Source organism: Bacteroidota bacterium (assembly GCA_018692315.1).
Classification (GTDB): Bacteria; Bacteroidota; Bacteroidia; order Bacteroidales; family JABHKC01; genus JABHKC01.
The window spans coordinates 1-25569 of the sequence record JABHKC010000219.1 but is presented as its reverse complement, the minus strand read 5'-3'; the positions used below and the strand labels follow the sequence as shown (position 1 = coordinate 25569).

Here is a 25569-nt window from a genome sequence, read left to right as displayed (position 1 = left end):
TAATTAATTCATAAAAATATAAATCTTCAACGATAGTTCATCTAAAAACCTCCAAATTTATATTTAATTTTTAAATAGTGTTTCATTTAAATTTAATTTTTGGTAAATAATCAGTGAACACAAAAGCAATAGTTAAACGGTTGAATATAAATTCTGTAACTAATTAGTGTGTTTAAAGTGTCGAATCTATGATTGTTATGAAATTTATTTTACCGCAAAAAGCGCTAAGTTATTGAATATGCTTTCTTTGCGAAACATTGCGATTTCCATGGCGACCTTTGCGGTTATTATTATTCAACAATATTTGATGCCTATAGGCTGGGGTAGGTTCATTTGAAACTGTAGCCTATAGGCTACGGCAATTAAAATAAATTGAACTAATCGGCTTATTGAATAGATTCAATTTTTCAATTGACTACTAAAGTTCCGGCACCATCTACAATTCGAACCTTATGAAACTCCGGTTTATGATTAAACATTTTGAAAAAGGAATTGTTTAATTTTTGCTCAAATTTTTCAATAATGTCGCTTTTTACAATATTAATGGTACAACCTCCAAAACCGCCACCCATCATCCTTGAGCCAATAACGCCATTCATTTTTTTAGCTTCTTCGGACAAAAGGTCGAGTCCCGGACAACTTACTTCGTATAACTGACTCAGGCCAATGTGACTTTTAAACAGTTCCTGACCAAAGGATTCAAGCATATTATTTTGTAAAAACGCAGCGGCATTTTGTACCCTTTGGTTTTCTTCCACAACAAATTTGCATCTTTTGTAAATAGTTTCATGAAAATGCTTTTGCAGTTCATGCAATTGCTGAATATTAACATCTCTAAGATTTTTAACGTTGGGGTAAATCTTTTGCACTGTCTCAACACCTTTTTCACATTCTTGCCGCCGCAAATTATACTCGCCGGAAGCCAGGGCGTGTTTTACTAGAGTGTCTGCCAAAATAATGCTATAATCTCCCAAATCGATGTCGAAATATTCATACTCCAATGTTCGGCAATCAAGCTTTAGAGCCTTGTCTTTTTTTCCGTTGAAACTAATAAACTGGTCCATGATGCCGCAATTCACTCCAACAAATTTAACCTCTGCCATTTGAGCCATTTTTATCAGCTTAGAAGAGGGAATTTGAAACTGGTGCAAATGATTGAGAGCATATGTAAAAACAGTCTCGATAGCTGCAGAAGACGAAAGTCCTGCACCATAGGGGATATTTCCACCAAAAACACAATCGAACCCCTCTATCAAGTACGCCTCTTTTTCAAATTCATTTAGAACACCAAGAATATAATTAGCCCAGGCTTTTTCAGATTTTTGAAAATCACTAATATAAAACTCATAAGTTTCATTCAGGTTATAAGCATGTAAACGAACATTTTTAGAATTGTTTGGCTTAATAGCCAAAACTATCGACTTATCAATAGCAGCCGGAAAAACAAATCCTTCGTTATAATCGGTATGCTCGCCAATAAGGTTTATTCGCCCGGGAGCATTAAATAACAAAGGTTCTTCATTAAAAAGTTCTCTAAATGTTTGCAGAATTTTATACTTCATAATTTACCAAAAAATTGAATAGAGAAAAGCCAGAACAATCATTATTATAAAAGCAGAAATATTAAAAGATGTAGTGGTTTTAAACATCGATTTTGTCAAATTGATACCTTTGGCATCGTCTTTTCCACGATGTTCAATTAAACTAATAATGACGATTATTAAAATAGAAGCAAGGAAAGTCAAAGCCATCTGATCCATCCATGGCAGAGAGCCTAATTTAAAAAGGAAAGCCACTGCTATCGACAAAATTGCACCCCAAATTGCTGCAATGTTAGTAGCTTTTTTCCAAAACAAACCAAGAATGAAAATAGCCAAAATTCCCGGACTTACTAAACCTGTATATTCCTGAATAACATTGAATATTCCGCGTTCGCTACTTAGAAGCGGAGTAATTAAAACACCACATAATAAAGCAATAAAGGCGACTATTCTTCCGGTTCTGACGGTTTGTCTGTCATTTGCATTTTTATTGATGTATTGCCTGTAAATGTCCATCGTAAAAATGGTTGATATGGAATTAATCATAGATGCCAGAGATGAAACAATGGCTGCTGCCAAAGCTGCTATTACCAAACCTTTCAGTCCTACTGGAACAAAAGATTTTATCAACCAGGGATAAGCATTGTCGTTGGCCTGATAAGTTTCCGAAATTGCCAGATTTTCCTGTACTCCCGGAACTATCGAAGTACCATCAGGTTGTGTATATAGCACAAATGCAATAATTCCCGGAATAACAACAATAAAAGGAACTATCAGCTTAAGAAAACCGGCAAAAGCAATTCCCTTTTGTGCTTCCCGAAGATTTTTAGCTGCCAGGGCTCTTTGAATAATATACTGGTTAAAACCCCAATAATATAAATTGGCTACCCACATGCCTCCAACCAAAACTGCAATTCCAGGCAGCTCATTGTAAAGTGGATGAGATTTGCTTAGGATAAGATGGAATTTTTCGGGTGCAGTCTGTAGAATATGTTGCGTACCTTGCCAAATACCTCCATCTGGTGTAAGCTTATCTAGAGCAATAAGGGTGGTGATTACTCCACCAATTACTAATAAAATTACCTGGATAACATCTGTCCATGCAACTGCAGAAAGCCCTCCCCATAGCGAATAGGCTGCTGCAAAAAGTGCTAAACCAATAATTCCATACCACAATAAATCTCCGTTTCCGTTGCCAATAATCATATCTAAAGCTTTGGAACCCAATAAAAGTACAGTTGTCAGATTTACAAAAGTGAATAATGAAATCCAAAATATTGCCAGAATTGTTTTTAATTCTACACTATAACGCTGTTTTATAAAATCCGGAATGGTGTATAGTTTTTTTTCAATAAAAATTGGTAGAAAATATTTCCCGACAATAATCAGTGTGATAGCAGACATCCATTCGTAAGAAGCAATAGCCAGGCCAATTCCAAAACCTTGCCCCGACATACCAATTATTTGTTCTGCCGAAATATTGGCAGCAATTAATGACGCACCGATAGCCCACCATGGGAGTGATTTACTCGCTAAAAAGTAATCTTCTGCAGTTTTGGTTTTCCCTTTTTGGGTGCGTGATACCCACAATCCAATTCCTAATATAAGGCAAACATAAAGGGCAAAAATGATGTAATCAATAAGTCCAAAATTCATAATTAATATTTGTTTGAAAAGTGAAATTTCGTAAAGTGGTAATATTTTTCATTAGGATTTAGTTCAATCAATGGAAAATCAGGATTGTTAGGACTGTCAGGAAAATGCTGCGGTTCAAGACAAAATGCAGCATGTTTTTTATAGCTGTTTCCAGTTTTTCCAGTATCGGTGCCATTTAAACCGTTTCCTGTGTAAAACTGAATGCCGGGCTGATTTGTATATAAATCCATACTGATGCCTGACTTTGAAGCATAGACGGAAGCAGCGGTGGTTTTAGCATCATTTTCATTTAAAATGAAATTATGATCGTATCCTTTTGCCAGTATCAATTGTGGGTGATTTGTATGAATATCCTTTCCAATTTTTTTGAAATTGTTGAAATCGAAAACAGAATCGCTTTGTAGATTTATCTTCTTTTCGGGAACAAAATCCGGACTCATGGACAAATAACTATCTGCATTGATTTTAAGCTGATGATTTAACACATTCGGGAAATCTTCCCCTTCAAGATTAAAAAAAGGATGACTTGTTAAATTGACAATTGTTTTTCTGTCAGTTTTTGCATTCATTTCTATAATTAGCTCATTTTTTTCTGTAATCTGAAAGCTAACAACACAAGTCAGTTCTCCCGGATAACCTTCCTCCAAATGAGGACTTGTGTATTTCAATTTTAACTTTGTGTTAGAATATTCGACAAGTTCCCACACCTGATGCGAAAAACTTTTTGTGCCTCCATGTAAGTGATTTGGAAATATATTTTGGCTTAGCTGGCATTCTTTTCCGTCAAGCTTAAATCTTCCTTTTGATATTCTGTTGGCGCACCTTCCAATTATTGCACCATAGTATGGCAGTCCGTTTATGTGCTCATCAATGCTCGAATACCCTAAAACGATGTCCCGCAGTTTCCTGTTTTTGTCCGGAAATTTTAGTGATAAAATCCTTGCACCGTAATTACTTATAAAAACCTGCATCCGATTTGAATTCTCCAGAACAAACAATTCGACTTTTTTACCATTAATATTTTTCTTGAATTTTTCCGGATTCATTCAGACAATTTTTTAATTGTAAGTTTCATTTCATTTATTTGGTCCATCATGCTCAAAAACAATTTTGCCTGAGATTCTGCTCTTTCAAGATTATGTTTTGGGTGATGAATTTTGTAATATTTATCGCCGTCGAGATAATCGCTTAAAAAGCGAACGAATTGTTCGTAAGTTATTAAAGGTCCGGCATATACCAGATTTTCCAATTCTGTTTTGCATAAAAATGTTTTTGCTATAGATAAATATCCTTCGGCATAAGCCTGAAAAAGTTCAATATCCATAGCAACATTCTCAGGATTGTCTTCGTTCCCAGTGTTGGTGCCTGAGCGCAAAGCATCGCCAAAATCGTGCAAAACAGAGCCTTTCATACAAGTGTCTAAATCTATCATACAAATAGCTTTTTCATTGGCATCGAAAAGCACATTGCTAATTTTAGTGTCGTTATGCGTTATTCTTTTTGGGATACTATTGTTTTTAATCTGTTTGTCGATGGCAACAATAAATTTTTGATACCGATTTGCAAGTTCAATCAAGTCTTCAACTTCCAGTTTTCTGTTATTAGTATTTCTTCGACAAATTTCATTTAACTCACGTATTCGTTTAGAAGTATTGTGAAAATCGGGGATAGGATCAACAATATTGTTTTGATCAAAATCAGTCAAATATGATTGAAATTCAGCGATAGCTCTGCCTCCTTCGAAGGCAATTTTTGGATTGGAAACTTTCAAAATGGTAACAGAATTTTCTATATATTTCGATAGATTCCAGTATCCCTCAGAATTTTGATAATAATACAAAGCTTTATGTGTGGGAAGGAATTGTATAGTCTGACTATTTTTTTTAGATGCAATATGTTGTGTAATCAGTACTTTGTTTCGAGTTAAGGCTGGGATATTCTTAAAAATATGATGATTTATTTTTTGAAGAACATATTTACCTGCTGTTGTTTCCAACAAATATGTATCGTTAATTAAACCTTCTCCCAAGCTTGTGAAACTGCTGAATTCTCCTACGGTTTTAAACTGATTTGCAATATTCTTTATGTTAAGTTCTATAGCCATAGGTTTTCAGGATATTTGCCATTTCTAACAAGAGAATATATTTTATCTTTACTTGCTTGTTTGTCTTCTTTATAAGTAACTCCAAACCACCTGGCACTATTAGGCAAAACTTTAAGTGAGATTTTTTCCTTTTCTAACAAATTGTTTATAGCAAGAGGGAGAAAAAATTCAGAGCCTAAATTATCCTGATTTTCATGCAGAAATTTTCTAAATTCTTCTTCTAAGAATTGGAAAATAGAAGGACTAAAACCGAACATATTCATAGAACAATATTCTAAACCACTTAGAAATTGTTTTTGATTATTTTCATTAATGAAAAATATTTTTCCTTTATCTTGAACTATATTTTTTCGTTCTACAATTGCTTGTAGATATTCATTTTTTAATTCGCAGATGCCGCGCGATACACCTCCATTTTCCGATAAGGTGTTTTTTACAAAATATCCCGGCATACAATAGTCCATGTCATTCTCAATATTTTGTAAGAATTCCGAACATACACGGTAAGCATCGCGTCCATAAAAATCGTCTCCATTGATTACTAAAAATGGTTCGTTTATCTTTTTCTTTGCCACTAAAACTGCATGAGCTGTGCCCCAGGGTTTTTTTCTGTTTTCAGGAACTCTAAAGTTTTCGGGTAAATTCTCAATTTCTTGAAAAACATAGTTGATTTCAATTTTTCCTTCATATTTTCTAAGAAAGACTTCGCGAAATTCCTTTTCAATATTTTTTCTGATAACGAAAACAAGTTTTCCAAATCCGTAGCTAATAGCGTCATAAATGGAATAATCGATGATGGTTTCGCCGGAAGGACCAATTTGATCTATTTGTTTCAGGCTACCGTAGCGGCTACCCATTCCGGCTGCAAGAATCAATAGGCTTGGTTTCATAAAATTATTTAATGTTTGTGAATTTTCATTGGTTCGGAATCTGTCTCAATTGGGATAATTCTGTAGGAATATTCATATTCAATTGGCTGAATCATGTATTTTGTATGAGGTTTCGACCACCATGAATCGTCTCCGCCCACACCCATTTGTTTTAAATCTACATGAAGCTCAATGAAATCTCTTGCCTGGACTTGATTTAAGTGCAAGCTGCCACGTTTTTCACGAGTTAAATCTTCAATTGTGTAGTTTAATGCCGAAAAGCAAAAAAGTGGAGCCCCATCTATCATAAATCCAATACCGTCCTGATTGGTTAAAGTCATCCATCGTACATCGGTTTTATATCCCATTTCCTGAAGGCTTGCATATGAAAATGCTTGTTCTTCTACATTGCTTTGGTAAACTCCTACAAATGCACTTGTTTTCCTGTCGGAATAATTTTCGTGTGGACCTCTGCCGTACCATTCTATTTTATCAAATGCTTTTGGAATTTGCATTCTGCTGCCCAATCTTGGTAAAAGCGGCAATTGCTTTTCAGATGGGATAAAGTGATTTTTAACTTCAATAATTCCATCGCCACTAACAATATATTGAGTTTCCCAAACCGAATTGCTTTCTTCTAAATTGTATTCGACCGAAAGTATAATTTGATTTTGACTTTGCTCTACAATTTTAAATGCTTTTGCAGAACGCTCAGGGCTGCTTTCAGCAATCCATATTTGCATTTCTTTCTGTATTCGAGCACCAAAATCGTTATCGGTAGTAGCTCGCTTAAAACTTGGGACAGGTCCTTTTTCGATTATATTGAAACCTTTGTATTCATATTTTGAAATACTTCCGCTTTTTTTATCAAAGCTTATCTTAAAATCTTTGCCGCTTATCAAAAATTGCTTTTTCGATTCTTTATATTTTATGTTCTGTTCTGAAACTGATTTTGTATTTATTTCTATACTAATAGGAAGTTTAAATTGTTCAGAAGCTACTTCATGACCTTTTTTTACAAGTCCGATATTTTGATTTGTATATACTTTAAAGTTTAAAAAATATTCAGCATTAGGTTTGACTTTTATATTATTGATATCGAAACTATATTTTTTACTTTGTTGGGCTTCAATTTTGGGAGCCAGTATTTTTCCATTTAAAATATAAGCGTTGTCTTCCACAATTTCCCAATGGATATCGTAAACCGAAAGGTCGATGAAATCGTGCATGTTTTTTATTTCAATCTGATTATTGGAAAAATCTACTTTCCGAAACTGAATGTACTGATAGACTTTTTTTACTTCCCAAAGAGCCGGATGTGGAGTTCTGTCGGCATTCACAACTCCGTTCATACAAAAATTGGCATCGCTGGGAATAGTGTCTCCGCCATAATCGCCACCATATTTCCAGTATTTTTTGCCATCTTCGGTATAGGCTGCAATTCCCTGATCTACCCAATCCCAGATAAATCCTCCTTGCAAATGGTAATTGTTTTCTATGATGTCCCAATAGTCCTGAAAATTTCCGTTGCTGTTGCCCATTGCATGTGAATACTCGCAAAGAATAAGTGGTCTTTTCTGAGGACGTGAAGAATAGCCCAGCAAATGACCGATTCCGGCATACATTGGGCAAACAATGTCGGTATGGGCTTTGTGTCCGGCTCTTTCGTAATGCACGGGTCTGCTATTGTCTCGTTGATGCAAAAATGCAGAAGTAGCTTCGAAATTTATGCCATCTCCGCCTTCATTTCCAAGCGACCAAATAATTACGGATGGATGATTTTTGTCTCTCTCAAACATTCGGATTGTTCTTTGCAAATGAGCTTCTTTCCAGACAGAATCTTTTGCCAGGCTTTCTTCGCCATAGCCCATGCCGTGCGATTCAATATTTGCTTCATCAATTAAATAAATGCCAAATTCGTCGCATAGGTCATACCAATATGGATCGTCTGGATAATGGCAGGTTCTTACGGCATTAAAGTTAAATTCTTTCAGCAGGCGAATGTCTTCTAACATAGACTCTTTCGATATTACATGTCCAGTTTTTTCGTCGTGTTCATGACGATTTACACCTTTTAGTAATATGGCTTTTCCGTTTACGAGAAGTTGCCCGTTTTTTATTTCAGATGTTCTGAAACCAATTCGGTCGCTAACCATTTCGATGAGCTTGTCCGAATTATCTATTAAACTAACAATTAGAGTATAAAGATTGGGATTTTCGGCAGACCATGGTTTTATGTCTTTAATTTGTAGATCGAAAGAAATAATGGAAATCTCATCTTTTGTAGCAAGAATTTTTTGCGATTGACTCATAATCAATTTTTCTCCATCGTACAATTCTATCAAAACTGAGTAATTTTTTAGAGCAATTTTGTTTGAATTTTTGATAGTTATATTTGCATTTAAATTCCCGTCTTTGTATTTGTTTGTTAAACCGGCTTTCGCAAAAATATCGAAAATATTGACTTTAGGTTTAGAATATAAAAACACATCTCGTTCAATGCCGCTGATTCTCCAAAAATCCTGACATTCAAGATAAATTCCATCAGACCAGCGGTAAACTTCAGCAGCAATAACATTCTCCCCTTTTTTTAAGAAATTTGAAATGTTGAATTCTGCAGGCAATTTGCTGCCCTGGCTATATCCAACTTTCTTGCCGTTTATCCATAAGTACATTGCCGATTTTACAGCTCCGAAATGAAGAAATATTTGCTTGTCTTGCCACTTTTCAGGCAGAGCAAATATTTTTCTGTAGGAACCTACCGGATTCCAAAATTCAGGAATGTAAGGTGGAACAGGTCTTTCGCCAACAGGCATAAATTCATACGGCTGATTTACGTAAATTGGAATACCATAGCCTTGCAATTCCCAGTTTGATGGCACAGGAATTTGTTTCCATTGGCTATCGTCAAAATCTATTTTGTAGAAATCGAGAACTCTATCCTGCGGTTTTTGAACCCAGTTGAATTTCCACAAACCGTTCAGCATTAGTACTTTGTCTGAGGTTTCGAAATCTATTCGCAAAGCTTCGTTTAAATTACTTTTACTAATCAATAAAGTATGTGCAGCTTCTTTATTAATTTCTACTATTTCAGGGTTTTTCCACTCAGGAATTTGAGAAAATAGGTTTAATGTCGATATCAAAAATATTAAACCAACAATTGGTTTTTTTATCATCATTTCAATTTGTTAATTTTCAATCAAAAAATAACAAATATGAGAAAAAAAAGTAGTTTGACAATTTTGGTAATTTTTCTGATAAGTGAAGTAACAGGCTTCGCTTAGCTAAAATAGAATGTACCCGCAAGCTAGGATTTGTAATCCGTGCATCTATCAACAATAAATAAACCTAAATTTAATAATAATTTTTATCTTTGTTAAATGTCTGACAAATATAAAATACATGAAACTGATAAAGCATATTTCATCACAATGAAAACTATTAGCTGGATTCTGTCTAATATGATCACACGGATTACAAATCCGTGTGAGTTTGAGTGTCCGTATCAGTGCAACCAATGCTGGAATAACTATCTCTTTTAATAAAAACTTGAAATATGAAAAGAATTATAACTGCTATTTTTATATTAGTTTCAATTTTAGTGAATGCCCAAACTTTTTGGAATGAGGTTGTTGATGACTCGGATTACAACATTTCTCATGTAACTGATAAAGAATTATTTCAGGATTCAATAATTCTTTTTAGCGGATTCTTAAGTGATGCTTCTTGCCATTATCCTAATATATTTGCTTATAACACAGACGGACAGAAACTTTGGAATATTGAAGGACGGCATGACATAATCTATACTGATTCGAATTACATTTATTCGGCCGGATACATACCAGTTGGCTGTATCGCCGGATTAGATCAAATAATTGTTTCGAAATATGATAAAAATGGAAACGAGATTTTTAGTATTGGTTATCCGGAAGTACCACATGAGTATTCTTCTTTAAATTATGAACCTAAAAACATTGACATAGCTTCTGATGGAACTATTTTGGTCAGTTCCACTAATTCGATTTTCAAATCAAATATCTACGGTACAAAAATTCATGAATACGAGCCTAATTTAGATTCTGAAATAAATGCCATATATGCTATTAGCCCTACCTCTTATTTAATTCATACTCAAAATAAAATTTACAAATCAGATAGTTCGTTAGTATTAATTGACTCAATCCAGTTCTCAAATTCAATTAATCAGTTGCTAATAAATAATGATACTGTGTTTAGTTTGGTTGACCAATATCTGATAAGGATAGACACGGGTTTAATTATTATTGATACGGTTATCACAAGTTTAAGCACTGTTAAAAAAATGAATTTCTATGAGAATAGCTTATGGATTCAACTTGTTCTTTATGATAGTATTAAACTATTAAACTTTCAAGATTTTGCAAACCCCGACACATTGGAATTTCCGGTTTTAATGAATGATTTAGATTTTATTGTAATTGGGAATAGCTATACTTTCGTAGGAAATTCCTATACAAATCAGATTGGGATATACAATTTTCAAACACCTGATGGAGAAATTGATAATGTCGTTCTCCCGGATATTGAAATAATAGATTTCGACATTGATAGTATTGTACTAGAATATGGTTATTTTCTTGATGATTCATTGGTAATAGGTTATAGCTTCAATACTGAGCTTTCGATTAAAAACAATGGAAATGATACTATAGCTTCTTTTGCTGTTTTTTCTGATTTGCACGGAGGTTTTAATTGCGCACAAAACTTTTTTTATCAAAAATTCTCCGACCTCGAAATTCTTCCCGGACAAACTCACACTGTAAACCTAAATCGAGCATATGAAGACGGAATAAATAATAATCAATTGTGTTTTCAATGTCTAGCACCGAATTCTGAATTGGAAATACTAATAGATGACAATTTTCTTTGTAAAACCTTTGATATTGGAATTAATGATAGGTTGCAAACAAGTTTTAATATTTATCCAAATCCATTTAATGATTATTTAATAATTGAGCAAGCTGATTTGGGTACGGTAAATATTGAGATAATTGATATTAATGGAAAAGCTTTGATTAGCAAAGCTGTTTCAGGACTAAGAATAAAAATTGAAACCAACAACTTACCATCAGGATTGTATTTAGTAAAGGTTTACTTTGATGATAAAATAAGAACAAGTTTAGTGGTGAAGGAATAAAACCCTGCCAAGCAAAGATTGCATCTTCGTTTTTTTCATTTGTAAATTTCAACTACCCCTGCTCAAACGGCTATGCAGACTGCTATTGCGGATTTACAATCCGTACTACTATCAAAACTAAACTAAGCAAAAATCTAAAAAATAATTTTTATCTTTGCATAATGTCTGATAAATGCAAAATACTTGAAACTGATAAAATATATTTCAGCTGGTTGCAAATCCGCACAAGCGTGAAAGATTTAACCCAGCTAAAGTGGATGTGCAATCCGTGAATAAAAACACACATAGCCTAAAAAAAGAAATGAAAAAGAAAGAAGAAACCTCAAAACTTGAAGAAAAAAATCCTATATGTTTTACCATAATGCCTTTTGGTGGATGGTTTGATAAATATTATTTTAAAGTATATGTTCCTGCCATTGAAAAGGCTGGTTTTGAAGCAAAAAGAGCTGATGATATATATAGACCTGGAAACATTGTTAATGACATTTGGAGATTCACAAATGAAGCCAAAATAATATTGGCGGACTTGACAAATAAAAACCCAAATGTTTTATATGAATTAGGATTAGCTCATGCTATTACAAAACCAGCTATACTTGTTACTGCTTCAATCGATGATGTACCTTTTGATTTAAGAAGTTTAAGGGTGATTGAATATGACAAAAATTTTCCAGATTGGGGAGAAATACTTCAAAGTAAAATAGCTAAGGCTTTGAAAGAAACTATAGAGAGTCCAGAAGATGCTATTCCTCCAACATTTTTAGAAGTTAACAAATCTAAAAGTATGGAAGTTAGCGATGAAAGGAAAGACTTTATGCAATTGAAACATGATATTGACTTAATAAAGAAGAAAATAAGACCATCGAATATGATATCTTCATTTCCTACCCATATGGAAATAAATCTTGATCAAGCATTATCTCTGGTAAGAGAATGGTTTAGAAACGGTTTACCAATAAAAGAAATTAGTAGAAGACTTAAGGATAAAGGGCTATTTTTGGGAGAAATTGATTATGTTCTTTCACAGTATGCAAAAGGATTATAATCCCCCGTCAAGCAAAAATTGCATCTCCTCTTTTTTTCATTCGAAGTTTTCAAAAACTAAAGCTTGCGTGATTCTAATTTTAGCAATTCTATTTCTTCAAAATAGTAAACTCTACTCTTCTGTTTTTCTGCTTCCCGCTTTCAGTTTCGTTTGTGATAATTGGTTTTTTTTCACCAAAACCTTTTGAAATAACCCGGCTCTGCATAGTTTTAAAACTACACTTTTGCAACATAGTAATGTCTCAGCGTAGTTTCCAACTGGTGTGATTACAATATAGCAAAAACATATTTATATATTACAACTTGTCGCACGTAAATTTGAATGCTTCCCCGCTTTGCAAAGATTGCATCCTTCGGCGGGCTTTTTTATAGGCAGAGCCACAAGTTACAAATTTGCGGCATTCAAAACAATAAATGTATCAGATAATAACAATACTTTATATCAATATTCGTTTCAAGGACAAATAATATAAAGCTTATGATAAAAATTTACTCGTTTTAATTTAGTTGTTTAACTTAAAATTTTTGAAATGAGAAAATTATTGTTTTTAGTATTAGTGATTACTTTTTTTGCTTCGTGCAAAAAAAATGACTCAGTTAACAAATCAGAATATTTGCCATTGGACATTGGTAATTATTGGGTTTATGTTCATTATGACATTGATTCGTTAGGAAATGAAATTGAAAAAGACAGAATTGATAGTGTAATAATAAGCAGAGACACAATTATCAATAATCTTCAGTATTTTGTTTTGGAAGGGACAAATTATCCGAATAATGGAATTTCCTGGGGTGTTTTAGACATCTTAAGAGATTCAAGTGGATATATAGTAAATGACAAAGGTGAAATTAGATTTTCGGAAGATAATTTTTCTAACATTCTAGCTTCGAAAACAGAAGTATTGAATGAGGATACATTATATACACTTACCTACCAGATGGAAATATTGTCTGATCCAATCAACGTTCCAGCCGGAGATTTTGAAGTATTAAACTTTAAAGGAACAGTTACCACACCACAACAAATAATCGGGGTAGAAAATCCAAGATTTCTAAATAACTTATATTCTAACAATGTTGGGAAAGTGCTTCAATCATATTTTTATATACATAGTCCGATTATTAGTGAGAAAAGATTAGTAAGGTATAATGTTGAGAAGTAAAGGCTATTGTTGAAAAGGTTAGTGGGTGAGCGTAGTTTTGAAACTACGCTTAGTTGTAGTCTATTTTGAAATAAGAAAAGCTGGCAAAAAGCCGGCTTTTTTGTTTATATTCCTTTTGGTTTTGGGACTTGATTGAAGTAAAAGAACACTCAGAAAGTGGTAATTCAATGTTTTGAATAATTGTGAAAATTTAATTTTCTATTTACAACAAAATACTTGAACCTGATAAGCATATATTATCAATATGATCACCTTTGGATGACAAACAGGTAAAATTGCTAAATTATAGCAATAATTGCTGCACGGATTGCAAATCCGTGCTAGCATGGTATGTTATAGCAAAATAGTTGAAAACTACTGTATTATTAAAACTAAGTTATAAATCTTCAGTCAAAAAAATTGTATTATTCGTAATAAGTAACTTTATTTATTTTTTTCCATGCTCCACGAGTAAAATCCGGGACTTTTATTGGCATTCCATTATTTTCTGATGATTTGCGAGAAAGTTCGATTATTGATGACCATTCTGCTGCATCATAAACGTCCTGATCTAATGGTAAGCCCTGTGTAAGGCAATAAATCAGGCGGTAATCCATAATAAAATCCATGCCGCCATGTCCGCCTACTTCTTTGGCTTTTTCTGTTATTTTTTTTACAATAGGATGTGCATAAAGTTCTAACAATGAGTCTAATTGGTTTTTTGGTAAAAAATGATGAGCATTCGGTTCAAGTGCTATCCCTTTTTGAGGATATTTTTGGGCAAAACCTTTTGTACCGGAAATTAAATGTAAACGGCTATATGGTCGTGGACTTGTTACATCGTGTTGCAACATTATAGTTTTCCCATTTTCTGTTTTTATTATCGATGTATTTATGTCTCCCTTTTTGTAGTCTTTTTTTGCATATTCGGAATTATCCCCAAATTTCTTTTTTGCATATTCTGTCATTCCAAACTGATTGCTTGAAATGGAAACCAGATGATTCATTTTGTCGCTTCTGTGAAGATTTAAAATATGTGCGATAGGACCAAAGCCATGCGTAGGATAAGTATTCCCATCTTCTTTTTCCAAATGTTTCAAACGCCACATATTCCAGTATCCTTCCTCATCAAAATTTAGAAATCTTAAATCATGTATATATGCACCCTCGCAATGAACTATTTCGCCAAAAAGACCTTTTTGTGCCATATTTAGTGTTGCTATTTCGAAGAAGTCGTAGTTGCAATTTTCTAGTTGCATGCAGTGTTTTCGGGTTTTTTCGGAAGTATTTACCAACTGCCAACATTCATCGATAGTTAGAGCTGCCGGAACTTCCATTGCAACATGTTTCCCGTTTTCCATAGCATGAACAGCTATGGGGGTATGCAAATCCCAATGTGTGCATACATAAATTAAATCAATATCGTCTCGTAAGCAGATTTTTTTCCAATCATCTTCGCCAATATATACATCAGCTTCTGGTAAATTATTATCTTTCAGAATTTGCTGGCATTTGTCAATATTCTTTTGCACCGGGTCGCAAAGTATTGCAATTTCTACATTTTCTAAAAATGTGTATCGATAAATAGCTCCTGCCCCTCTCATACCAAGGCCTATAAATGCTATTCGAATCGTTTGGATAGGCTCGCATCGAAGTTCGATTACATCTTTTTGCCCATCAGGCCGTTCAGGTTCTGAAAAAAGTTCTAAAGCTCCTGCAATATTTTTAATTGAAGGTTCTGGTTTTGAGTTATTTCCACATGAATTCAGTAGAACTAAAATGCTAATAAATACTACAATAGTGTGTTTTCTCATTTTTTTATTCTTTATTTTCAATTTTCTCATTTATTCATTCACATCAGTCTATCAAAAAGCTTCCAAATTTATGGTTTTTTTATTGAATAAATATTCCTTTTCATTAAAACATATATAAATTCTTTTAGCATTTTTCAAACCAGGAAGCAAACTATAAAAAGTGTTAGGTATTGTGAACTAGCAAAGGCTTTATCATCTGTTGATGCTTGATTATCCAACGCTTATTGGTTTGGAATAGTTTAATTACTAACAGATTGCAAAATAGCTCAAAGCTCAATTTTAATAATTTCATTATGATCAATAAGTCTTTCTAAAAATATTTCATTATTAGATAATACTTTGATAGACAATTTGTCCTTTTTTCTATGCACCTCAATATCAAAGCTATGATTAAAAGCTTTAATATTTCTTAATGCCATTGAATCCCAATTTTCAGGTAGTTTTGGTGAGAATGAAAATGTATTGAAACCGATAGGGCGAATGCCGAAAATTCCTTCCGTAAATATTCTACAATATAAAGCACTTTCAGCTGATAAATGTCTCTGATTTCCTTCCGGGTATGCTTCTACTGGATAGGGGACATGCTCACCTAATAATCTCCTTTTGGAATAATGTAGAAGGAAAGACATAGCCTGCTTAGTTTCGCCGGCTGCAAATACACCTCGTAATGCGTATAGTGTTGCTATGTCCCAAAAGGTTATGCTTCCTGAAGCTGATGCTAATCCATCCTCTGTCCAAAGTTTATGAGAAAACAAAGCGTCAATTGTGCCTTTGCTTCTATTAAAGATATTTACTGTAAGAGGTGTACATATCCATGCACGCAAAACATCATTCCCTTTATAATATCTATAGGTTTCATATCCGGAAATATTTCTCCCAAAATAATCTTCTATAGATTTTTCTATTTCCATAGATTGACTTTGGTAGTTGTCCAGAATATTCTGTTCAATATTCAGTTCTTTTCCTAAGTAAACTGCCGAAATCAGTGCGTCATAATATAATGAGGAAGTATTTAAGTTTGCTTTTCCGGCAGGAAATCTACCTTCTAATTCGTCGCTATCTGAACTTACAACACCTTCCTTATTTACTTTTCTTCTGCAATATTCAAGACACCATTCTATTAGTGGCCATAGTTCACGAGCGTATTTTTCATTGCCACAAGCCAATGCAAAGCGAGAGCCTCCATAGGCAATCATTGCCATATCGCCTCTGTCTCCGGCACCATTCCAAATGTCTGTTCCTTCCGCAATAATTGAGCTGGGAATTGGATTGTATTCAGTGTTCATAAATCTAGCAAAATGCCTAAATGAGTTCATGGCAGATTCGTTTGCTGTAATATTTCCGAGGAATGGAAAAAATGGATTTGCATATTCGGCTTGATCATTTGTCCAAATTGCAGCATAATAGCGACCACCGCCTGGAGCGTGCATTAATCCTCCCTTAGTGTCAAAAATGCTTTCAACTGCTCTTAGTTTTGCGAATGCAAAAGCTCTGTTTAGTATTTCATCGGGAGATTCAAATACTAAATCGGAAAAAGTTTCTTTTATTAGTTTTTTACGTTTCTTCAATTCGTAATTTGGTGAAACATAAGCCACTTCTGTATTTTCATTTTGTCCCGAATAAATTAATGAATAATCGAAAGATTCAAGAGCATTTAATTTATAATAGCCATGCTTGCTAGAAACTACTTTTATGCAATATGCTCCATCTACCCCTTTATCTGCATCAGTTGTATAGAAATAATTAATTTTTGGGAGTTCAACATTGATGGTTTGCTTTGTTGGATTAATAATTTCAATCTTGTCTATAAATAGGGCTTTATCAGTTGAAGGGAATAATTTATGTTTAATTACAAGACCTTCAGTTGCTTTAGATTGATAGCATAATATTCCTTTGATATAAAATTCTTCCGGTTCTTCAGTTATAATCTGTCCATTAACTCTTATTTGACCTAAACCTTCGTAGTCTATTTCGTGTGCAAGACTGGCGTGTGTGTCATTAGGAATAGTTCTTAGTTTAGGAAAAACTAAATGAATTTTTTGCTTTAATTTTCCGTTTTGCACGCCATAATGAACAATTGCTGACAAAGATAATCCACTCATTTCTATATGATCCATATGAGAATCATCCTTTTTTACTTGCCATTCTATAGCTCCATCGTCTGTTAATGCCCACCTTGTAGTCTCTTGTGATTGAGCATTTTGAATATTAAAACACTGATATATTGTTATGATAAAAATTACTCTTAATATTGTTTTCATTTTATGTCAAATTTAAAATACTAAAGAAACTTCTAAAAATGCAAATTTCTTCGTTGCTTCAAAATTTTGAAATCCTCATTTACAATAGTAAACTGCGGTTTCAAAAATTTTTGCGCCTTGAAATTTCCTATTTTTAGAAGTCCCCTAAATATGAGAAAAAATAAATACTTGAAGAAATTTCGTTGATAAAAAGATTTTTAACCCATAAGTTCTATTTGAAAAGAGCAACAAAACCTTTGCAAAGTATATAGCAAATTTTTAACTGCCGGTTACATTAAATACGGGATGTCGTTCAATCCCGATTTTTCATCGGGACTTGGTTTTGCCAACCGCTCATAGTTCTATTTATTGGGTATAGTTTATTTTTTGCAATCATGTTTCTTAATAAATAAAATATTAATCTTAAACCTTATAGCTTTTTTAAGATATAGCTGAAATAAATATATTTATGTGATGCAAATTGGTTATATGTTTCAGAACCTATTGTTCCGCCAAAATTCAAGGCTATTTTATGAAGAATTTTTGGAATCAATTTTTTTACAAGTTTGCGTTTACGTTCATCATCTTTCTCAAGAGCAGCAATAACTTCCTTATTAATAAATCTTTCTTTTACCACTTTCATCCCACTAAACTCAAGCTCCTTCTTCATATCTTCAAATTCATTATCATATCGAAAATCTGTAAATAAAAAATATCCATTGGGACGTAAAATACGAGATACTTCTCCCAGAAATGCTTTCATATCAGGATATCGGTGCGATGATTCAACGTTAATCACCACATCACAGGAATTATCCTCCAGACTTAAATTCTGGGCATCGCCTTGTAAAAACGATAAACCATCCAAAGTATAATGGCGGTTACAAAACGAGACAGCCTGTTTATCTAAATCTACCCCTTTAGCAGAAGCAGGTAAAAAATTCTTAGTGATATAGGACAATCCTCCTCCTCTACCACAACCTATTTCTACAATATCTTTATTTTTTATCTCTGTTGCACATACCAAATGGAGATATAACTGGATAGAGTATCGATTAATTTCATTTTGTTCATCTATTGGAATCTCTTGATCTTTATCACTATATCCGTAATTCATAAATAATATCTCAGCATTTTTATCAACATTATTCAAATACCTATACCAAAATCTGAACATGCTTTCGCGAAAATTGAACTTCATAATTATTTTATTAGAAATTATTTTTTGATTTATTGTTCCCCAACTCATATACATGAGAACGCACCTTTTGTGCCCAGCCCAAGTGGGATGTTGATTTATCGAACATATGATATGACATGGGTTTTCCAATCTTAACTTTTATGGTTTTATTTCTCTTTTTAAACATCTCATAAGGCAAGAGCAATAACTCAAGATTAATCTTAATGCCAAACAATTGCCTTATCAAATATACCATATAAAACAAACAGGAATTTCTGCCATAAAAATAGAACGGTACTATATCTCTTTTGCTTGAATTAGCTTTTGTAATAAAACTTTTTTTCCACATTAAATCCTGTACTTTTCCTTTATATAGCCTTGATACTATCCCTGCAGGAAAATGTGTTATGGGAATTTCCATTTTATACGTTTCATCCAGTGCTTTTATATACTCTCTTGATGATCGACCAAAAACATTTACCGCTGCAATCAATGGACGTAATTGGGGGACAAACATAAAAGCCTCATTAGCTATTGCCTTCAGCTTGCCATATTTTTCAGATACTGTGTGTGTTAATACTAATCCATCTATCACACCAAAAGGATGGTTAGCGACAAAAAAGCATTTTCCGTTTTCCGGAAGGTTCTCTTTCCCTTCAATTTCTAACTTTAAATTATACTCTTCGATTATTTTAGGAAGAAAATCGACTCCGGTATAATCTGAATATTTACTAAAAATTCGGTTTAATTCATCTTGCCTGATAATTTTAGCAATCCATTTAACAACAAATCCAGGCAGTTTATTTAATACTTCCGAGTTGCTTTCATCAATAATCTTTGCAATGTCGATATACTTAATGTCTTCACCAAATTTTGTCATATATTTCAGGGTTGATAAGATTATCTTAATTCTTGACTATCGTAAATTTATAGTATTCATAATCATTTTTTTATTAAATCCGACATCTCCGGATTTTAGTGCAAATTTAGTAATTTGTTTTTTATTATTATAGCATGCCCGAGTTTTTTTTTGTCGAGAAACAGGTATTGGTTTGGAGGTTTGTATGAGGCTCATTTTGTTATCATATTCCAGATTATTACACTAAGTTTTTTGGCAGTAGCATTTACTTGTATGCTGTGGCTGAGCCATAAGTTACGATTAAGGGAACTGAGACAAAGAATTTCTGAACATCAACTCAAATTTTCTTTTGCTTAATGAACCGCTAAGTACGAGACCCGTACGCTTAGTGGTACTTCGGCAGGCTCAGCAGAGCTGTGAGAGGTACACTGGTGGCTATTTTGCCATCAGCCGCCTACTCGATTACAAACTGTAGTTTCTAAATTTTCATTGCTTTGATAGAATACATATGAGGGATTTTATCTCCATATTTTTCAGAAACCCACTTCCCCTTTTCATTTTCAACCAGATTAGGAAAGCAGTTATAAACCTGATATGGGAATTCGTTGAGAAATTCTATTTTCAATCCATTTGTGATTAAGCTATTTAGAACTTCACTCAAACTATGATGCCATTCAATATGTTTTAGGTTTTTATTAGAAACTTCAGATTTGTCAGTATAAGAATTCTCAACAACTGTTTCGAGTGGTTTTGACTTGAAATAACTATCAGCAATTTCAAAATTATCATTTAGTGTATAAATAAATGGATGAAATTCCACCATGTAAAATATCCCATTTGGTTTCAAGTAGCGTTTTATAAGTTCCGCCCACTTGTCAAGATCATTCAACCAATTAATTGCACCATAAGATGTGTATATAATGTCAAAAGTCTCATCTAAAACATTCTCAATGTCGTAAACATTTGAACGAACAAATCTTGCTGGAACTTCCAATTCATTCGACAATTCAATGGCTTTCTGTATCGAAATGTCTGAAATATCAACTCCAAATACTTCTGCTCCCTGTCTAGCAAGTGATAAAGTGTCCATTCCAAAATGACACTGAAGATGAAGAAGTTTCTTTCCACTAATGTCTCCTAATTCTTCAATTTCTATATGATTTAATGAAGTTTTTCCTTTCTTGAAACTGTCAACATCATAAAAGCTAGATTCTGTGTGTAAAGTTGTCAATTCGTTCCAACTTTCTCTATTGTGTTCAAAGTTATCCATCTGTCTTTCTCTATTGTTTGTAACATCTGTGTAAGAGGAGACTTCCTCTTATTTTTTTATTAGTTGGATAACTATTATTTCCATTTTCAGGGGAATATGGTGAAGTTTTATTAAATAATGTCATCTATTGGATTTATTAAGTTTATAAAATTATTCTCGCAAACATGTGCATATTTCTGTTGTTTTACTCTGTTCATGTTCTAATATTGATTGACTTTGATATAAAATTAATTTAAATTAAAAATACTTTTGCAAAAATATAAGAATACTGAAAGCTTGCAAACTATTTTTGTCTTTTTTTCTTTATTTCCATTACTGAGAAATGTGTCATCAGAGTATCAACTCAAATTTTCTTTTGCTTAATGAACCGCTAAGTACGAGACCCGTACGCTTAGTGGTACTTCGACAGGCTCAGCAACAAGTTCGACAGGCTCAGCAGAGCTGTGAGAGCTGTGCTGGTGGCTATAATACCGTCAGCCGCCTACTAAATCGGTGGTTGTAGCTTTTCTTTTTAGTGGTTGTTCAGTTTGTAATAATACCATATATCGAATGTTCTTCACCTTTCTCAATAGCCCATCCTGCATTACCGTAATCAAAGTGCCAGTATTCTTTAAGATCAACTACAAAATCCTCTTCTGTAAATAAGTTGATAAGTAAGGCTCTATTTTGTTTTGCCTGAGATGGAATAAAAGGATGGTAAGGGTAACATTTATCATTTAGTTCAATATTAAGTCCTTCATTTGTGCCAAAATCCATTACACAGTCATTTTTTAAATCATAAATTAATGCATCTACTGCTCCTCCTGTAGCATGCGATGATTTAGTTGGTGGTGCAATGAAATAAGAAACATTTTCTTTGATTTCTTCCAGTTCAAGTTTAGGATATTCTTTCTGCATGAAAACAACTTTTTCTTCCCATAAAAGACGTTGATGCTCAAAAGATCTCCAGGATGAGCGAATAATCAATTTTTTATCCTGCTCATCTAATTTTTTACTAATTCGTCCAATTTTTTCATGCACTGCTTCTCTAACCAGATATTGATAATTTTTTTGAACTGATGGTTCATAGATTAAATCAAATCCTGAATCTTTAAGACTAATTAAACGAGTATTGTTTTCTCCAATTATAATTGTTTGAAGAAGTTTTAGGTGCTGGCGGTATTTTCTCTCAACCGATTCGCAATATTCCTGAGCATTTATATAATCACTGGTTTTTTTAATTACATAAGGTGATGTCATAGCCGAAAGTAAAGCACCATAATTCATATCAAATCCTAATTCGTCGCCTACTTTAAGTTCTAATTTCGTTGAATTAACAATAATATGGTCACTACTAGCTCCAATTATGTCAACATCTAATTTGGGAATTAATCCGGAGACCATCACATCTTGCAAACCAATGCCCAATATAGTTCTCTTTATCTGGCCATTATCTTCAAATTCAGGAATATTTCCAAAAGCATCCTGAGAAACTTCTCCATAGGGTATTGAAGGTTTTGTTTTTGATTCAATTACTTCTGCAACTAAAGAAAATGCATCGGTAAATAAACCGGGAATTGGTTTTCGATGACTTGTCTCTCGTCCTAAAAAGATGGATTCCCCAATTCTTAAATTATTGATTCTTCCAACATTCTTGCTTGACATAAACCACTCGTAATTAGCTGAGTTTCCCCCGGAAACAAAATCTAAGTTTATCCTGAATTTTTCTTCAACATGGGTAGCAAGAGAAGATAAAACATTCATTTTTTCCTCATCAGGATTAATACCTCCATAACAAGCTAAATTAGTTCCCAACCCAACAAATTCAATACCTTTTAACTCTAGAATCTGTTCAATGGTACGATCTAAATCATAAGGCATGATCCCCTCTCTTAGATCTCCTAACTCAACCATTAATATGATCTTGTGGTTAGTATTTTGTTCTACTGCAAATTTTGATAGCCGTTTAACAACGGATAATTCTGAATTCAAGCTAATATCTGTATATTTTACAACATCTTCGGCTTGACTTAGTAAAGGTGTTCTTAGCAAAAGGAATTGAGCTTTTACACCTTCTGTGAGCATCCTTTTTATATTGCTAATTCTGGAATCAGCAAGTATACTTATTCCATTCTTTAGAAATGTATTTGCAATAGAAGAGTTTCCACATACCGCCTTGGTAACACCAATGACATCAACTCCTTTTGAACGATACAATTTCTTCAGGGTTTTTATGTTATGGCTTATTTTACCAATGTTTATCTCTAGTCTTGGGGTTGCCATATCAGATTCTCAACCTTCAGTAGTTCAGGAAATGTTTCGAATAATTTGTCAATGATTTTTTCACATCCAAACTTTAAAACATCCGTTGCTGGCAACTCATATTTATATTCATACTCAAAAATCTTATTTTTCACCTCATCATCTGTCATATCTTCGTGGTTAATTGTAATACCAATCACCTTTGCTCTGGAGAAAACCTCAATTAATTCAATTTCACTTTTTAATGAAGGCATTGGTATATTTGGATAATCACAATGATTTATTCTTTTGGGTGGATGTTGTATGATAACAGCATTTGGCATTGCTCCTCTATGAATAGCACTGGATGATGTAAATGCTGGATGACTAAGTGCTCCTTGTCCTTCGACTACAATGATATCTGGATGCTCTGTTTTATAAGCATTAACAACAGCATTCTCAACTTCTCCTGTTGCAAAGCCTGAGCTTAAAACATCTACTGCAACTCCATATCTTGCTCCCTGAAGTATTCCGGTTTGTCCAGTTGCAATAAAAATGGCATTTAGCCCAAGCTTTTTCAAGCCATCAACTAATTTAACCGAAGTCGTTCTTTTCCCTACCGCACAATCTGTCCCAGCTACTGTTACCACAGGGCATCTGACATTGTATATATTTCCTGTAAAATTGTGTAAATATTTCCTCAAGGGTGCTTTTCTGATGTCGAGGATACGTACTCCAAATTGTTTTGCTTTTTGTACAAATTCGTCATCTTCTGTAAAGAATTCTGGCAAACCATTTACAATGTTCATTCCCATTTTCATAGCACTGAAAATAATTTGTCTTTGCTTCTCGTCTAAAAATGAGGCAAGAGGAGCAATCCCGTAAATGAAATAGTCTGGAATGAGATTCAGTTTCTGAACTGCCTCTTCCATACTTTTATATACTGGGATTCCACTTTTTATTCCATCCAGATATTCTCCAGCATCAAGTCCAGCTTTTGTACTATCAATAATACCAACTATTTCATATTTCTCAGAGTGTCTTGCTAGTCCATTTGCTACTTTTCCATCTAGTTTCCCGAATTCGTTTTCACTAAATACTAACGCCTTTACTTTCATGTATTACAATTTAAATTAATATACCCAATATTGAATATATTCATTGTGTGAGATTGACATATCAAACACTGTAAAATAATATAAATAAGGCTTTGGTATTCGACTGGTTTCTAATTGAATAAACTTGCGTTTACTTTTTTTTCAAAACCATTTTTAATAATGGTTGCCGACCTTTACGTGCAGAATATTGCGGACTTATCAAATTAACGAAATTACAAAGATGGGAATATGTAAATTTGAAAGCATTACATGTATTTGTATAAATCTTACATATATCACAGGTTTTCCAGATTGTTTTTGCGTTTTTTCTTCAACTTTTTGTAAAATGAAGGTGAAAGACCGGTTATTTTTTTAAACTGATTGGATAAATGGGCTACACTACTATAGTGTAATTTATATGAAATTTCTGTAAGATTTAATTCATCATATAACAGCAATTCCTTTACTCTTTCAATTTTGTTGACGATTATGAAATGCTGTATAGTAATACCATTGACTTCTGAAAATATATTAGCAAGATAGGTATAATCATAGCCTAATTTTTTGCTGATATAATCAGAATCGTTTTCTTTAGGTAATTCATCTGTATAATGTATCATTTCAGTTATTACATTTTTTATTTTTTCTATCAAGATGCTTTTTTTGTCATCCAACAATTCCAGTCCGGATTTGAGAAGGTTTTTTTTGAGCAATTTCTTTTGCTCCATTGTTATGTCATCATTAATTTCAGCCATTCCAAGATCTACAACCATATATTTTAACCCCAGCTTTTTCAACTCTTCTTTTACCATCATTTTGCAACGAAGACTAACCATGTATTTGATATATAATTTCATAGAAATTCTTTACCTTTCATATTGATTTTCACTATTACCACCAAGGTTTTTCGGCTATGGTCCCTGCAGCATTTTTACTACTATATTTCTTAATTTGCACCATCTTAATTACTATACATTTATTTCTAAATTAGCACTACCTTCGGCATGCACTTTACCGTGTTTGCCCAGCAAAAGCCTACGCAGACACCAACCTTAATGTTCAAGAAAAATTTGAAAAATACAAATTATTTTAGGAAAATAAAAATTGATATTCAATTTGGGTAGGCATTAAATATTTCCAGAGAGTGAAAGTCTCTCACAGGCAAGTTGGTGAAGCCTGTTAGTAAGTCGCAAGGGTGGTAGCTGCGAAGCTACATCTGAAGGAAGCGAGACTACAAAATCCGGTACTGACGAACAGAACCGACCAAAGGGAGCTCATGAACACAATTAAAATAAACACTGTTGTGAATAAATAGTATATGAGGCTGTTTGAAATGGGTAAGCAAGCACATCTT

The 25569-nt window shown here is 33.4% G+C and carries 17 protein-coding genes; 3 read left to right on the top strand and 14 right to left on the bottom strand.

From position 1 onward, the window contains the following. Window positions 1–407 precede the first annotated feature (407 nt). Genes HN894_16120 through HN894_16095 form a run of 6 tightly spaced genes read right to left on the bottom strand, consistent with a single transcriptional unit; the run spans window position 408 to window position 9349 of the window. Window positions 408–1562: a galactokinase gene (locus HN894_16120; protein MBT7144850.1), complete on the bottom strand. Its 1155-nt coding sequence runs from the start codon at window positions 1560–1562 to the stop codon at window positions 408–410. Window positions 1563–1565: 3 nt separating this feature from the next. Continuing rightward, a complete protein-coding gene (locus HN894_16115; GenBank protein MBT7144849.1) occupies window positions 1566–3197 on the bottom strand; it encodes a sodium/solute symporter in 1632 nt (543 codons plus the stop codon). A gap of 2 nt (window positions 3198–3199) precedes the next feature. After that, window positions 3200–4243 carry a galactose mutarotase gene (locus tag HN894_16110; protein ID MBT7144848.1) on the bottom strand — a complete coding sequence of 348 codons (1044 nt, stop codon included), beginning with the start codon at window positions 4241–4243 and terminating at the stop codon, window positions 3200–3202. Then, window positions 4240–5301 carry an aminoglycoside phosphotransferase family protein gene (locus HN894_16105; GenBank protein ID MBT7144847.1) on the bottom strand — a complete coding sequence of 354 codons (1062 nt, stop codon included), beginning with the start codon at window positions 5299–5301 and terminating at the stop codon, window positions 4240–4242. The genes HN894_16110 and HN894_16105 overlap by 4 nt, the downstream gene beginning before the upstream one ends. Beyond that, window positions 5292–6191: a nucleotidyltransferase gene (locus HN894_16100; GenBank protein MBT7144846.1), complete on the bottom strand. Its 900-nt coding sequence runs from the start codon at window positions 6189–6191 to the stop codon at window positions 5292–5294. The genes HN894_16105 and HN894_16100 overlap by 10 nt, the downstream gene beginning before the upstream one ends. Before the next feature lie 8 nt (window positions 6192–6199). Further along, window positions 6200–9349 (bottom strand): DUF4981 domain-containing protein, encoded by a 3150-nt coding sequence (locus tag HN894_16095; GenBank protein ID MBT7144845.1) that lies wholly within the window; start codon window positions 9347–9349, stop codon window positions 6200–6202. 377 nt (window positions 9350–9726) lie between these two features. Here HN894_16095 and HN894_16090 point away from each other — a divergent pair, with 377 nt between their 5' ends. From HN894_16090 to HN894_16080, 3 genes are all read left to right on the top strand, one after another. Continuing rightward, the gene (locus tag HN894_16090; GenBank protein MBT7144844.1) at window positions 9727–11349 is read left to right on the top strand and encodes a T9SS type A sorting domain-containing protein; all 1623 of its coding nucleotides are present in this window, start codon (window positions 9727–9729) and stop codon (window positions 11347–11349) included. Window positions 11350–11650: 301 nt separating this feature from the next. Further along, window positions 11651–12394 carry a hypothetical protein gene (locus tag HN894_16085; GenBank protein MBT7144843.1) on the top strand — a complete coding sequence of 248 codons (744 nt, stop codon included), beginning with the start codon at window positions 11651–11653 and terminating at the stop codon, window positions 12392–12394. A 529-nt stretch (window positions 12395–12923) separates the two neighbouring features. Then, window positions 12924–13556, top strand: a complete 633-nt coding sequence (locus tag HN894_16080; GenBank protein ID MBT7144842.1) for a hypothetical protein — start codon at window positions 12924–12926, stop codon at window positions 13554–13556. A gap of 404 nt (window positions 13557–13960) precedes the next feature. On the opposite strand, the gene HN894_16075 is transcribed toward HN894_16080, so the two are convergent. The 8 genes from HN894_16075 to HN894_16040 all read right to left on the bottom strand — a co-directional run bounded on the left by HN894_16075 (window position 13961) and on the right by HN894_16040 (window position 25051). Further along, a complete protein-coding gene (locus HN894_16075) occupies window positions 13961–15349 on the bottom strand; it encodes a Gfo/Idh/MocA family oxidoreductase (protein MBT7144841.1) in 1389 nt (462 codons plus the stop codon). A 266-nt stretch (window positions 15350–15615) separates the two neighbouring features. Next, window positions 15616–17610: a hypothetical protein gene (locus HN894_16070; protein ID MBT7144840.1), complete on the bottom strand. Its 1995-nt coding sequence runs from the start codon at window positions 17608–17610 to the stop codon at window positions 15616–15618. 409 nt (window positions 17611–18019) lie between these two features. Beyond that, window positions 18020–18844, bottom strand: coding sequence for a class I SAM-dependent methyltransferase (locus HN894_16065; GenBank protein ID MBT7144839.1), 825 nt, complete (start codon window positions 18842–18844; stop codon window positions 18020–18022). Further along, complete coding sequence (locus HN894_16060) at window positions 18801–19649, bottom strand: glycerol acyltransferase (protein MBT7144838.1); 849 nt, start codon at window positions 19647–19649, stop codon at window positions 18801–18803. The genes HN894_16065 and HN894_16060 overlap by 44 nt, the downstream gene beginning before the upstream one ends. Window positions 19650–20106: 457 nt before the next feature. Then, complete coding sequence (locus tag HN894_16055; GenBank protein ID MBT7144837.1) at window positions 20107–20898, bottom strand: class I SAM-dependent methyltransferase; 792 nt, start codon at window positions 20896–20898, stop codon at window positions 20107–20109. Between the two features lie 522 nt (window positions 20899–21420). Next, on the bottom strand, window positions 21421–23160 hold the full coding sequence (locus HN894_16050) for a hypothetical protein (protein MBT7144836.1): 1740 nt from the start codon (window positions 23158–23160) through the stop codon (window positions 21421–21423). After that, window positions 23142–24236, bottom strand: coding sequence for a DUF1611 domain-containing protein (locus HN894_16045; GenBank protein ID MBT7144835.1), 1095 nt, complete (start codon window positions 24234–24236; stop codon window positions 23142–23144). The genes HN894_16050 and HN894_16045 overlap by 19 nt, the downstream gene beginning before the upstream one ends. A gap of 275 nt (window positions 24237–24511) precedes the next feature. After that, window positions 24512–25051 (bottom strand): helix-turn-helix transcriptional regulator, encoded by a 540-nt coding sequence (locus HN894_16040; protein MBT7144834.1) that lies wholly within the window; start codon window positions 25049–25051, stop codon window positions 24512–24514. Window positions 25052–25569: the final 518 nt, after the last annotated feature.

Bases quoted from the DNA above. Each gene is read 5' to 3' on its own strand.
- HN894_16070 (MBT7144840.1), bottom strand. From the start codon at position 17,610: ATGAAAACAATATTAAGAGTAATTTTTATCATAACAATATATCAGTGT.
- HN894_16055 (MBT7144837.1), bottom strand. From the start codon at position 20,898: ATGGATAACTTTGAACACAATAGAGAAAGTTGGAACGAATTGACAACT.
- HN894_16085 (MBT7144843.1), top strand. From the start codon at position 11,651: ATGAAAAAGAAAGAAGAAACCTCAAAACTTGAAGAAAAAAATCCTATA.
- HN894_16095 (MBT7144845.1), bottom strand. From the start codon at position 9,349: ATGATGATAAAAAAACCAATTGTTGGTTTAATATTTTTGATATCGACA.
- HN894_16045 (MBT7144835.1), bottom strand. From the start codon at position 24,236: ATGAAAGTAAAGGCGTTAGTATTTAGTGAAAACGAATTCGGGAAACTA.
- HN894_16110 (MBT7144848.1), bottom strand. From the start codon at position 4,243: ATGAATCCGGAAAAATTCAAGAAAAATATTAATGGTAAAAAAGTCGAA.
- HN894_16105 (MBT7144847.1), bottom strand. From the start codon at position 5,301: ATGGCTATAGAACTTAACATAAAGAATATTGCAAATCAGTTTAAAACC.
- HN894_16120 (MBT7144850.1), bottom strand. From the start codon at position 1,562: ATGAAGTATAAAATTCTGCAAACATTTAGAGAACTTTTTAATGAAGAA.
- HN894_16060 (MBT7144838.1), bottom strand. From the start codon at position 19,649: ATGACAAAATTTGGTGAAGACATTAAGTATATCGACATTGCAAAGATT.
- HN894_16065 (MBT7144839.1), bottom strand. From the start codon at position 18,844: ATGTATATGAGTTGGGGAACAATAAATCAAAAAATAATTTCTAATAAA.
- HN894_16050 (MBT7144836.1), bottom strand. From the start codon at position 23,160: ATGGCAACCCCAAGACTAGAGATAAACATTGGTAAAATAAGCCATAAC.
- HN894_16075 (MBT7144841.1), bottom strand. From the start codon at position 15,349: ATGAGAAAACACACTATTGTAGTATTTATTAGCATTTTAGTTCTACTG.
- HN894_16115 (MBT7144849.1), bottom strand. From the start codon at position 3,197: ATGAATTTTGGACTTATTGATTACATCATTTTTGCCCTTTATGTTTGC.
- HN894_16100 (MBT7144846.1), bottom strand. From the start codon at position 6,191: ATGAAACCAAGCCTATTGATTCTTGCAGCCGGAATGGGTAGCCGCTAC.
- HN894_16040 (MBT7144834.1), bottom strand. From the start codon at position 25,051: ATGGTTAGTCTTCGTTGCAAAATGATGGTAAAAGAAGAGTTGAAAAAG.
- HN894_16080 (MBT7144842.1), top strand. From the start codon at position 12,924: ATGAGAAAATTATTGTTTTTAGTATTAGTGATTACTTTTTTTGCTTCG.
- HN894_16090 (MBT7144844.1), top strand. From the start codon at position 9,727: ATGAAAAGAATTATAACTGCTATTTTTATATTAGTTTCAATTTTAGTG.